The sequence below is a fragment of the bacterium genome, from assembly GCA_020444325.1.
Classification (GTDB): domain Bacteria; phylum Bacteroidota; class Ignavibacteria; order SZUA-365; family SZUA-365; genus BM516.
Genome location: JAHLLD010000005.1, coordinates 213673 through 225744, shown reverse-complemented (window position 1 = coordinate 225744; position 12072 = coordinate 213673). Strand labels below are relative to the sequence as shown.

At 55.4% G+C, this 12072-nt stretch carries 10 protein-coding genes; 1 reads left to right on the top strand and 9 read right to left on the bottom strand.

The features are described 5' to 3' along the window. Positions 1-162 precede the first annotated feature (162 nt). The 5 genes from KQI65_09005 to KQI65_08985 form a co-directional block, all read right to left on the bottom strand. Positions 163-1680, bottom strand: coding sequence for an OmpA family protein (locus KQI65_09005; protein MCB2204877.1), 1518 nt, complete (start codon positions 1678-1680; stop codon positions 163-165). A 248-nt stretch (positions 1681-1928) separates the two neighbouring features. Then, positions 1929-2345 carry a hypothetical protein gene (locus KQI65_09000; GenBank protein ID MCB2204876.1) on the bottom strand — a complete coding sequence of 139 codons (417 nt, stop codon included), beginning with the start codon at positions 2343-2345 and terminating at the stop codon, positions 1929-1931. 27 nt (positions 2346-2372) lie between these two features. Next, positions 2373-3209, bottom strand: coding sequence for an FRG domain-containing protein (locus KQI65_08995; protein MCB2204875.1), 837 nt, complete (start codon positions 3207-3209; stop codon positions 2373-2375). 38 nt (positions 3210-3247) lie between these two features. Further along, positions 3248-4144 (bottom strand): DUF4249 domain-containing protein, encoded by an 897-nt coding sequence (locus tag KQI65_08990; GenBank protein MCB2204874.1) that lies wholly within the window; start codon positions 4142-4144, stop codon positions 3248-3250. A 12-nt stretch (positions 4145-4156) separates the two neighbouring features. Beyond that, positions 4157-6457: a TonB-dependent receptor gene (locus KQI65_08985; protein MCB2204873.1), complete on the bottom strand. Its 2301-nt coding sequence runs from the start codon at positions 6455-6457 to the stop codon at positions 4157-4159. Positions 6458-6753: 296 nt separating this feature from the next. Between KQI65_08985 and KQI65_08980 the strand changes: the two genes are divergently transcribed. Continuing rightward, positions 6754-8337: a sodium-dependent transporter gene (locus tag KQI65_08980; protein ID MCB2204872.1), complete on the top strand. Its 1584-nt coding sequence runs from the start codon at positions 6754-6756 to the stop codon at positions 8335-8337. 21 nt (positions 8338-8358) lie between these two features. Here KQI65_08980 and KQI65_08975 read toward each other — a convergent pair whose 3' ends face one another. From KQI65_08975 to KQI65_08960, 4 genes are all read right to left on the bottom strand, one after another. Next, on the bottom strand, positions 8359-9285 hold the full coding sequence (locus KQI65_08975) for an LD-carboxypeptidase (protein ID MCB2204871.1): 927 nt from the start codon (positions 9283-9285) through the stop codon (positions 8359-8361). Then, positions 9282-10175 (bottom strand): 4-hydroxy-tetrahydrodipicolinate synthase, encoded by an 894-nt coding sequence (gene dapA / locus KQI65_08970; GenBank protein MCB2204870.1) that lies wholly within the window; start codon positions 10173-10175, stop codon positions 9282-9284. Before dapA ends, KQI65_08975 begins: the two co-directional genes overlap by 4 nt. Then, positions 10156-10914: a 4-hydroxy-tetrahydrodipicolinate reductase gene (gene dapB / locus KQI65_08965; protein ID MCB2204869.1), complete on the bottom strand. Its 759-nt coding sequence runs from the start codon at positions 10912-10914 to the stop codon at positions 10156-10158. Before dapB ends, dapA begins: the two co-directional genes overlap by 20 nt. Before the next feature lie 64 nt (positions 10915-10978). After that, positions 10979-11974, bottom strand: a complete 996-nt coding sequence (locus KQI65_08960) for a M20/M25/M40 family metallo-hydrolase (protein MCB2204868.1) — start codon at positions 11972-11974, stop codon at positions 10979-10981. Positions 11975-12072: the final 98 nt, after the last annotated feature.

The following is a 12072-nucleotide window of genomic DNA, read 5'->3' as shown; positions in this document are numbered from 1 at the left end:
CTCAATCCGTATGTGTTGGGGATCCGTTTCTTAGCCTACCATAACCTGCCTTCCTACCAACATACATCACACTGTCAGGGCGAAATCTCGCACGCAACGAGAAGGGAAAAGAGCGAAAGAACGGTATGGACGGAGCACATAGTGCTCCGTCCATGAAAATTGTTACTGGATGACGCGGAACTGAATGCGGCGATTGCGCGCACGGTTCTCAGGTGAATCATTGGGCACCAGCGGGTTATCTTCACCGTAGCCACGTGCCGTCATACGATTTCCGTCAATACCGTTCTGAATGAGCCAGTCGCGCACGGAATTCGCACGGCGTTCACTCAAACGCTGGTTGGCGGCATTGCTGCCGACGTCATCGGTGTGCCCCTGAATCTCGACTTTGAGATCGGGGTTCGTGCGAAGCGTGTTCAGCGCCTTCCGCAGAATCTCATCGGAGTCCTGCGTGATCACAGCGGAATTGGTCTCGAAGTTGACACCTTCGAGCACGAGTTCGCCGCTCTCTTCGATCTGCAGAACGTCAGCGATAAGAGGATCGGTACCGTCGCGGACTTCCTTCCCGTCCATTGCGCCGTCACCGTCCGTATCCTTGATCAGCGGATTGGTGCGATACACATTCTTCTCATCACAGTCATTGAGCTCATCACCATCGGTATCCACGGCGAGTGGATTGGTGTTCATGTCCATCACCTCATCACCGTCGGAACATCCATCCTGATCGGTATCCTTCGCCAGAGGATCGGTCTTGTGGGTATTCACTTCCTCACCATCGAGAAGACGATCATAATCCGTATCCCGCAGGGTGGGATCCGTCTTGTACCTGTTGACCTCTTCACCGTCGATCAGACCATCACCATCAGTATCACGATTGTTCGGATCGGTATTGTAGATTGCCGTTTCATCTTCATCAAGGAGTCCATCACCGTCCGTGTCTTTCGGTGCCGGCGGTATCGGGGCTTCCGGCTGCACCGGCTCTTTACGTTCACCGAGGTAGAACGTGAGTCCGAAGGTGACCTGGTTGTAGTTGTCATTGTCTTCAGCTTCCCACTTGTCGAGCGCATCAGTGAAGGTCAGCGTCTTGAGATATTCGGCAAAGAAATCGAGGCGCTCGGAAAGCGTCCATGTCAGACCCACACCGAGTGGCAGTGTGAGGGATCCGGATTCCTCGACCAAGTTGTCGTTGAGTGCCCTCATGAACTTTGCGTTACCAGAAATATCCGGGTTGAAGGCAATGAAACCGAAGCCGGCATATCCGTAGGGACGCAGGTCGTATTCCGGGAACAGCTGCATTTCCAGCGCTCCGATGAAATGCAGAAGGTTGTCACTGTACTCAAACGAAAAGTTGTCGCTGGTATGCGACGATGAGACGGGAGAGTACATGATGCGGCCGAGCAAATGCAGGGTGGCAAAATCACCGGCATCCGCGAAACGCCAAAGTGCATGTGCGTTGATACCAATTGCCCAATCCGTTTCAGCGCCCGGGAAGTTGGTGCCGTCCTGAAGATCGCCGGCGAAGCGATTCAGGGACAACCCAAGCCCGAACCCGAAGGTTTGTGGCCTGGAAAAATCCGCATCATATGGACGATTCTGCCGCTGCACAGCTGTCGTGTCTTCCTGGGCCAGGCTAACCCCGGAAAGCAGCGCAAAAAGCGTCATGACTGTTAAGACCTTGTTCATAATAGCTCCTTGATGAGTTCCTTCCGCTGAGATTGCAATGATGGTCTCTACCGGACTCTGAAAGCCTCATGCACCCGATTGCTTCAGGGTCCTGGATAAAATGTTGCAGAAGTCAAAAATCGGCATTTGTTAGAATACATACAAAGAAAACGTCCGAAAAGGAAACATGCAAGTTTTTTCCTCAACTAAATCTCAGTACGACGCAATGAAATCCGGAATATGTTCGATCATGCAACATCGAGTGAAGATCAGGAAGCAGGATTCTGCCCACCGAGCAGCTTGCGAACCTGTTCCCAGATATTCATTTCCACTGTTCCGGGGATGCCGTCGTCAGACAGATCCATGTCGGATGAGCGCTTGTCACGTTCGAGACGCAGCGCCTGCATTTCTTCCTCCGTCTGCCGCAGCTGCTTGCGTGCGGCGTCTTCAAGAATACTCAATTCCGCGTAGCGCTCCTGAATTTCCTTATCCGTCCAGTCATCAAGCTGTCCCGGCTTCGACCGACCGAGGTCAGTGCTGACGGTGATGATCACGATATCCTGTTCCACGGTGGCCAGATCGATATTATTGACAGCGAGCAGCCGCTCCTCATCGCGCAGCACACCGATGGTGTGCAGGAGCTGGTGCAGGTCGTCCTTGCGAATGGCGTAGCGGATAAGTTTCATGAAATACCTTCTTCCTGCGTGCTGAGTTCAAACAATGCGGTTCAGCGCATCCGGTGCTGTTTCCGACATGAATTTGGGGCTGTAATGCCGCTGCAGCCATGCGCAGAGTCCGTCGAGACCGGGAAACAGCACGCGTTCACTGATATTTGCCTGATCGAGTTTGTCACGCACCTCCCACTTGAGCTCCGCCGGGATGATCACCCTGCGGTACAGGTCGGTGTGCTGCAAAAGCCATGTATCGAGACCGTGTCCCGGATGAGATAGCATGGAAAAAAGCGCATACTGGTTTACGATGCGATCATCGAGCGAGGGTGGCTCGAAAAAGACGACGAATTGATCGTTGGAAAGATGATCAAACTCTTCAAGCCGCTGTGCACCCTCGGTGAGAAGCTGCACGGTGAAGGCGTTGCAGCCTTCTTCAACCAGCAGACGCCGCAGTGCGGGAGGGAGCAGTTCATGCGCCCGCACGTAGTCGACACACCATATTACTCCATCCGTATCGAAACGCGTCACGTTGCACGTGGCGAAATGCATGGCGATAAAGGGACTGTACGTCCAGTCCATCAATCGCGTCGGGAGACCGTGATGCTGTGCAACAGATAGCCAGTTCCAGATGCTGTCTTTTTCGACAACGTTTCTATGCGCGTACTTGCGGAAATTCCGCATGAGATGTTTTTCGAGGCGCACGAAGTCCCCACCCAGACGCATGAGACTGCTCTGCAGTTCGTATGCGGAGTCCGAAAGCCCGCGAAACGCGAAATCAGAGCGAAAACGCTCGATATTCTCTTTCCAGGAATTGGCAAAGAGCGCGTCGACGAGTTCGTTCCAGCTATGGACTACTATTGTACTGACATCCTGGGACATGTGATAACATCTTGAATAGCCCTGACACAGACTAGATGTTACTGTTTTTTACGTTTCAGTACAAACACCTCCTGCGAAACAACACTGGCGGAGGCCAGAATTCCGAGTCCTCCCTGCACATTGCTGAACTGATCGCGGTACTGGACGCTCCGTCCTCCCCATTGCGTGGCCTTGAACCATTCGAGCATGGGCGTGTCGGGAGCGAGAATGCTGACGTCGTTTCTGCCATACCAGCGGAACGCCGCCCAGACCGTGGGCGCGTCACTGGTCTGTACGAAGCCCCAGCGTGTAAGCGTGTAGAACGTCGGATCATCCGGCTCTTCGAAGGGAATATTATTCGTGCGTCCGTTGATCTCTTCCGTGGGAGGAGTCAGATACTTTCCGTACCCCAGTGTATCGAGAGCGCGCACACGCACGATATATTCGACGGAATTTCCTGGCGTCCAGTCGATACGGAGGGAATCAGGACTGACGAGCCTCGTGGTATCCTGCGGATACTGCAATACCTCACGCGGGGGCGTGACCCAGGCAATACGCTCCGGAGTAACGGTTTCCGCGGTCATGACGGTGCCGTCCTGCAGACTGACGCGAATACGGTACGGGGTTGCGGGCAGAACCTTTACCGTGCTGTCGGGATAGCGGTAGCTGCCCCTTCCGTCCTCAACCACATACTGCAGCGTATATGTGTTGTCGCCCTCGGTGAGCACGACGTTCGCATCGGTGACAATCATGTTCTGATAGGTGAAAGCCTCGGTGATCGGCTGGGAAATGGCCACGACGATACCCTCGATCGGTTCGTCGACAATGAGATAGGCTTCAAGAAACGGTGCCGGATCGTATTCCGTCGGCGGCGTGTCTTCACATGCGGAAAGCAGCAGCAGCGCCAGCGCCGGCAAGAGCAGAGAGAATGTCGAATGTGCAGTGAACTTCTTCATGTCATCAGGCCCTTAAAACTTTATTTCTATTGCGATGCTGGGAAGTATCGGGAGCAGCAGTACGTCTTCCACCTTGGTGACTTCCCCGGTGGTGTCGTAGTAGCGGAACCAGATATCACGTCGCGAATAGACGTTGTAAATATCAATGAGCAGTGTTGTTGGCAGGCCGAACATCGTCGTGTGATAACTGCCGTTCAGATTGAGCTGATGCGAGGGCGGGAGACGCAGTCCGTAGCGTTCGGCCGGAACGGTCAGCCCCTTGCCGTAATCCGATCCCGGGAGACGCGTTTCCAGGCGTGAGGTCTGACCGGTGTACGACTGTCCCGTCTGAAAGGTGAACGTCGCGCTGACATCCCAGTGGTCGCTGAGTTTGTACTGACCCACGATTTTGAAATCATGACGCCGGTCCCATTTGGGACGGAAGTAGCGTCCGCCGTTCAATTCCTCAAAACGCGTATTGATCCAACCCAGGGCGTATCCCGCCCAGCCGGTGAAACGGCCACTTTTCTTCTGCAGGAAGAACTCGATGCCATAGGCTTCACCGCGTCCATCATAGAAAAAGTCGCGGACCGTCGTCCCCTGCGTCTGAAACTGCTTGAGCTCGCTGATGTGATAGAGGTCCTTGTAATACACCTCCACATTGAAATCCATATCTTCGAACGGCTTCGTTTCCACTCCGAGCACATAATGAATGGCACGGCTGGGATCCACCGTGCTGTCCGTCGGCAGCCAGGTGTCGAAGAAGCTGAAATCGGGCAGAGAGGCCAGACGGAAATACTGGTGGTAGACACCGAACGCAGCCTTGATGGCAACATCGCTGCTCATCTGATAGCGTGCGGCAATACGCGGATCGACCTTGAACAGGTTGCGGTGCTCATAGTAATTGACGCGCAGTCCCGTCTGCAGCGAAAACAGATTGCTGAACTGGTAATTGGACTGCACAAATCCCGCCGCCGTATTGTCAAAGTCCTCAATATTCAGGCGGCCGCCGCTTCGTGAGCCGTCATCGGCGGTGGAATCGGCGTTCCCCGAGAAATTCTGCATGTAGGTAAGATCATAATGACTGAGTTCGAAGCCCGATTTGATCGTCCAGTCCGTGTTCACAAACCATTCCATGTTGCCTTTGAGCGTGTAGTCCTGGATGACGTTTTCCACCTCGGTTTCAAATCCCGCGTTCCGGGAATTGAAACTGTTGCGGTAGCGGCTCCAGCTGAAATTGAACACGCTGAAAAGATTGTCTCCGAACAGATGCGTCCATCGTGTCGACAGGGCTCGGTTACTGATACCGAGTTCCCCGTTGAAGCCTGCATTATTGTTGAATTCCAGTGCGTCCTCAGAGGTGAAGCCACTGAGAAACAGCTTGTCGTTCGCGCCGAAGTCCTGGCTGATCTTGCCATTGATGTCATAGAAGAAATAATTCGGCAGCGGGTCTTCCGGCGTCTCGATAAGATTGGTAAGCAGATCGATGTATGTGCGGCGTACGCCGAAGAACCATGAACCGTTGCCGACAGGACCATCAGCCGAGAGCCGCGAGGAAATGAGTCCGAGATACGCCGTCCCCCCCACTTCGTTGCGATTACCGTCTTTCTGCACCATGTCGAGCACTGCGGTCATCCTGCCGCCGTACTCTGCCGGAAATCCACCCTTGATCAAATCCACATCCTTGATAGCATCGGGATTGAACGTCGAGAAAAATCCGAAAAGGTGGGTGGGATTGTAGACGGTGGACCCATCGAGCAGCACCAGTGTCTGATCGGGCGATCCTCCCCTGATATACAGTCCGCTGGAAATCTGCGAAGAGGAAAGCACACCCGGCAGGTACTGCAGTGAACGGAACACGTCCGCTTCCCCGCCGATACGCAGCTGCGTGATCTGGCGGATTGGTATGTTGACGCGGCTCACGGAAATCTGCCGCTTGTCGTCCATGCGATCGCCTTCCACAACCACCTCGTCCATACGAAATGCTTCCGGCGCCATGTCAATATCGATTCTGCGGGATTCCCGCTTTGTAAGCTCGATTTTCATTTCCTTGCGGTCATATCCGATAAAGCTGTAAATGACCGTGTAAGCACCGGGGGTAATATTCGAAATGGAATAGTACCCGCTCTTGTTGGTGATCGTGCCCATATTCGTTCCCGCGAGCATGACGGTCGCACCGACGAGGGTCTCACCGGTTTCCGCATCCCTGACATACCCGTTGATGGTCGCGTTGTCAGCCACGGTGGAAGGGGAATCTCCTTCTGCGGCTGCCAGCAGCAGCTGCGGGAGGAGAAGCGCTATACATAGTGCACCGAGCCAGGCTGGGTGTTTCATCTGATACCTGATCCTGTGTTGTGAATATCCGGGAACGGCGCAGAATTTCAGCTGCAGTACAGCACCGCAGAAGGGGGCTCCCACAAGCATTTCATGCGCGTAACCGGTACAGTTACAAACGTCTCCCTGAGACGCATCGTTTCCATGTACGGCGCGGGGCATAAAAAGTTGCCCTGTTCCGCTGCCCTGACATTGGAAAAGCACCTGCATTTTCTTAGCTTTTTTCAATATTCAGATACATTCCTTCGCACAGACAAGGGATAGCTGCAGTCTCCGTCACTCGCAAAGGTCAATTTATGTCCCAGGAAAAAGAGCAATGGGGGTCGCGTTTCGGATTGATCCTGGCCGTGGCAGGTAATGCCATCGGACTCGGAAATTTCCTGCGCTTCCCCGTGCAGGCCGCATCAAACGGCGGCGGCGCCTTCATGATCCCGTATTTCATCGCCTTCCTCCTGCTCGGGATACCCCTGATGTGGGTGGAATGGGGTATCGGCAGGCATGGAGGGAAATATGGTCACGGCAGCGCCCCGGGCATGTTCGACGTGCTCTGGAATAACCCGATCGCGAAATACCTCGGGGTCATGGGACTGCTCATCTCCATGGTCATCCTCATCTACTACACGTATATCGAGTCATGGACGCTGGGATACAGCATTTTCAGCATGACCGGACTCTATCACGGTGAGGATACGCTCGATGCCATGCGCGGTTTTCTCTCGAGTTATCAGGGACTCGAGGACGGTGCGCATTTCACATCGGTGTGGCCAGCATACGGCCTCATGCTCTTCACCTTCATGGTGAATTTCTTCGTACTGTGGAAAGGCCTCAGCGCCGGCATCGAGAAACTGGCGAAGTTCGCCATGCCGATGCTCTTTGTCTTCGCAATCATCCTGCTTATTCGCGTTTTCACGCTCGGCGTGCCTGACCCCTCCATGCCGGAAAACAGTATCGCCAACGGGCTTTCCTACATTTGGCAGCCGAACTTCAGTGAACTCGGGAAAGCCAGTGTGTGGATCGCAGCTGCGGGACAGATTTTCTTCACCCTCAGCGTGGGGATGGGCACCATTCACGCCTACGCCAGCTATCTGCGTCCGAAGGATGACATCGCACTGAGCGGACTGACCACAGCCGCGACGAATGAATTTGTGGAAGTGGTGCTCGGTGGAAGTATCGCCATCCCTGTTGCTGTCGCCTTCTTCGGTCTCGATATGACAAAGGTCATCGCTTCCGGCGGTGCCTTCGATCTCGGCTTCGTTTCCATGCCAGTCATTTTCGGGAAGATCCCGTTGGGACAGCTCTTCGGGGCGCTCTGGTTCCTCCTCCTCTTCGTCGCCGGTATCACCTCGTCGGTGGCCATGGGACAGCCCATCGTTGCCTTCATGAAAAACCAGTTCGGCATGACGCATCGCCGGGCCGTGATTTCCCTCGCGGCACTCGTCATCATCTGCGTGCAGCCTGTCGTGTTTTTCCTCGGTCACGGCTTCCTCGATGAGATGGACTACTGGACTGGCACGTTTGGACTCGTCGTCTTCGCAACCATCGAAATCATTCTCTTTGCCTGGGTGTTCAAAATCGATCGCGCCTGGGAGGAGATCAATGCCGGCGCAGACATTCGCGTCCCGCATTTCTTCAAATACGTCATCAAATATGTTACCCCGCTCTACCTGCTGATTATCATGGGCGTGTGGTTCTATCAGGATGCGTGGGACATCCTCATGCTCAACAAGACACCGACGGGAAATCCTGTTGCTGAAGCCGACGTGCCCTACATCTGGGGCGCCAGGGCATTGATGGTCGGGCTTTTCCTCTTTCTCTGCCTGCTCGTGCATCTCGCGTGGAAACGGAAAAAGCGGCGTGCACAGTCAGGGGCACATGGGTAGCGACCGTATGTATTCTGAATGTCAGGAAACGACAGCTTGCCGCACGGTGAGCTGTCGTTTTGCTGTATCGAGAGTCACCTGCGCTCCCAATGGCAGGGTGACTTTGTCAGGAATGTGACCGAAGGGGAAACCGGTCATCACGGGCACCTGGAGGGGAAGCAGATATTCGCGCAGAACGGTGATGAGTTCACGGTTCGGCTCATCTTCAGGGATGGCGGTGAAACTGCCCAGTACCACTCCGGCAACAGCGTTGAGCACTCCGGCATGCTTGAGCTGCAGCAGCATGCGATCGAGGCGGTAGACGTTCTCACCGACATCTTCGAGAAAGAGAATACAGCCACTCGGATCCGGGAGGTAGGGACTGCCGATCATGCTTGCATAGACTGCAAGATTTCCGCCAATGAGCATGCCTTCCGCAGTACCTTCGACGAGTGCCTCCTCCCCACCGAAAGCGAGTTCACGCTGCGTCCTTCTATCCATGAGCATGCTCCAGAACGCAAGTTCCGCGATTTCCGTGGGACCGACGCCGAATTCCGCGGCGACCATCGGACCGTGAAAGCTCAGCAATCCGCTTCGCGCAATAATGGCCATGGACAGCGCCGTGACATCGCTGAAGCCCACCAGAATCTTCGGATGCGCACGAATGAGGTCGTAATCGAGATGGTCGAGCAGGCGTCCCGCTCCGTATCCCCCGCGCGTACAGAGAATCGCTCCGACGCGTTCATCCTCAAACATCTCATGAATATCCTGTGCACGAAGCGCGTCAGACCCGGCGAGATACCCATCCTGCGTTTCCACACTCATGCCGAGACGCACGTAAAATCCCTGCGACATCAGGTAGGTAATGCCCCGCGTGATGCGCTCGGGGTAACGGGAAGGACTCGATGGAGAAATCACTCCGATCAGGTCGCCCTTTTTCAGTCGCTGTGGAATCCTGAGTGATTTCACTCCCTGACGAGATCAAGTGCGACAAGGATATCACGCAATCTGGAAATGTTCTCTTCCCGCAGTGGCACCATCGGCAAACGCAGCACATCCGAACACAGTCCCATCATCGCCATGGCGGTTTTCACGGGAATCGGACTCGACTCCATGAAATTCCCGTCAAGCAGATCGAGCAGGCGGTAGTGCAGGACACGTGCGGAGTCGAAATCCCCATCCATCGCATAATGCACCATGCGCGCAAACTCCTCGGGCACTTCATTCGAAGCGACGGAGATCACACCGTCGAGTCCCGCAGCGATCTGCGGCAGCACGAGATTATCGTCGCCGGAGAGCACGGCGAAACCTTCGGGCCGTGCGCGAAGCACTTGGTACTGCTGCGCGAGATTGCCGCTGGCCTCCTTGACGGCAACCACGTTCTCGATTTCCGCGATGCGCAGCTGCGTCGCCGCGTCAATATTGCCGCCTGTCCTGCCCGGCACGTTGTACATGACGATGGGAAGATCCACCGCTTTCGCGACAGCCCGGAAATGCTGGTAATACCCTTCCGCCGTCGGCTTGTTGTAATACGGTCCGACAACAAGCAGGGCGTCCACTCCGCAGGAGGCTGCCTGCTTTGCGGTTTCGATCGTTTTTTCCGTCGAATTGGACCCTGCTCCGGCGATGACGGGAACGCGCTGCTCCGTAGCCTCAACGACGGAACGCAGCACCTGTTCGTACTCCGCAGCGCTCAGCGTGACGGCTTCGCCGGTCGTTCCGCACGGAACAAGCATGTCGACACCCGCTTCAATCTGCCTGCGTGCCAACCGCTGTATGGCTTCAATGTCAAGCTGATTGTCCGGCGTAAACGGGGTAACGAGAGCGGTGCCCACTCCTTTAAGACGCAAAGATTTCATCGAGCATATCCTCCAGGGTGTAATATCCTTGTTTTCCGGCTAGCCATTGCGCGGCGGTCAGCGCTCCTTCCGCGAAGCCCCTGCGGGTTTTCGCGCGATGCGTAAATTGCAGCTGATCCGCAGCACTGTCGATGGTCACTGTGTGCTCACCGAAAACGGTCCCGGTACGTGCCGCACTGATATACAGCGTGTCCTCCGCGTAGGGACCCTCCTCGGGCAGCATCGCACTTCGTCCCTTGCCTGCATGCATACGTACAATACTGTCGGCAAGCATGACAGCGGTTCCGCTGGGGACATCCTTTTTCCCGCGATGATGGGTCTCATGCAGGCTGACATCGTATTGCGGAAAGCGACCGATCAGTTCCGCAGCATGCGCGATGACGGCGTTGAAGACGGCGACGCCGAGTGAAAAATTGCTCGCGTGCAATACGGCTCCCTTGCTCTGCTGTGCTGCCGCGCGAACTTCCTCGCTGCGATCCTGCCAGCCCGTACTCCCTGTCACCACAACGCCATCCTTTCGCAGCACCGTGAGAATATTGTCTGTTGCCTGCGATGGTTCCGTGAACTCAACGCAAACGTCAACAGAACTCAGGTCCGCTTCTTCGACTGACGAGACGGCGTCCTTCACACCGGGGTCGATGATCATCGGATCCGGCCAGCTCCTCTCCCTGAGAATGTCGTGAATAACCCGACCCATACGGCCGTAGCCGATGAGTGCAATGCGCGGTCGGTCTTTCATGTTCCTGTCATGCGTTGATCAAACAAATTCCTTTTCCGTCCTGCACCATACCGATTCACAAGCGTCAATCCGTCGCTGACAGCGCGTGATACAATCTGATGTACAGGTCCACCGCTTCGCCGACTTCCTCGATGGAGATGGATTCATGGTCGGTATGTGCATCGTGCACGGAGCCTGGTCCCAGGAGCAGACACGGTGCCATAGCGGTCAGGTACGGGATGTCCGTCCCGAAGTTCACCGCTTTCTGCTCAAATCCTTCTACCGTGGTGAGCAGTTGTGGCTCGGATACCGAATGGAAGGTGATTTCAGCCCGGTCACCGACGAGCGTCAGCAGTTCTTCCCTGCGCTGCTGTGCGTTATCCACGATGCGATGCATAAAGCTGGCCTCCGCTTCAGGTGCGAAGGTATTCATGGCGATCCCACCATTTATCTGGCCGATATTGAGTGTCGCATCGCCGAGAACAGCACTGTGCCCCCAGTCCTTTTCCCGTATCTGCTGTACCAGATCGAGCAGAAGATGCACTGCCGAGGAACCTCTTTCAGGATAGGCAGAGTGTGACGCGACGCCATGCGTTTTCAACGTATAGCTGAGCACGCCCTTGTGTCCCGTCGCGAGATGATTATCCGTTGGCTCGCCGACGACAATTGCGCGTGCAGGGCGTCCAGAGGCTGCCGCAGTTTTCGCGCCCACGCTGTCGGTCTCCTCTCCGACGACGAAGAGGTATGAGGGACGTGCCCCTTCCGCGATAAGCCGCCTGCCGGCTTCAAGCATGGCTGTCATGATGCCCTTGGTATCGCAGGCACCGCGTCCGATCACGCGTCCTTCAGCAACACTGGCGGGAAAGAACGGCGGGACGGTATCGACATGGGTACAGAAGACGACAGGCATTGCGTCCTCCCAGCCTGCATAGAGGTTCCACCGCCTTTCCGAGACTGCTTCGCGATGCACGGGGAGCCCCATATCCATGAGTACTGTCTCGAGGTATTCCAGGACGGCAGCTTCGTCGCCTGTGATGGAGGGAATATTAATAAGAGCGGCAATACGGTCAGCAATATCCATACTGCGCAATATATCAGAGTGGGGAGAAAAAAAAAGCGTCCCGTCCCACTGCCGAAGCAATGGGACGGGACACTTAGTCGGGAGGTGAAACCTTCCCT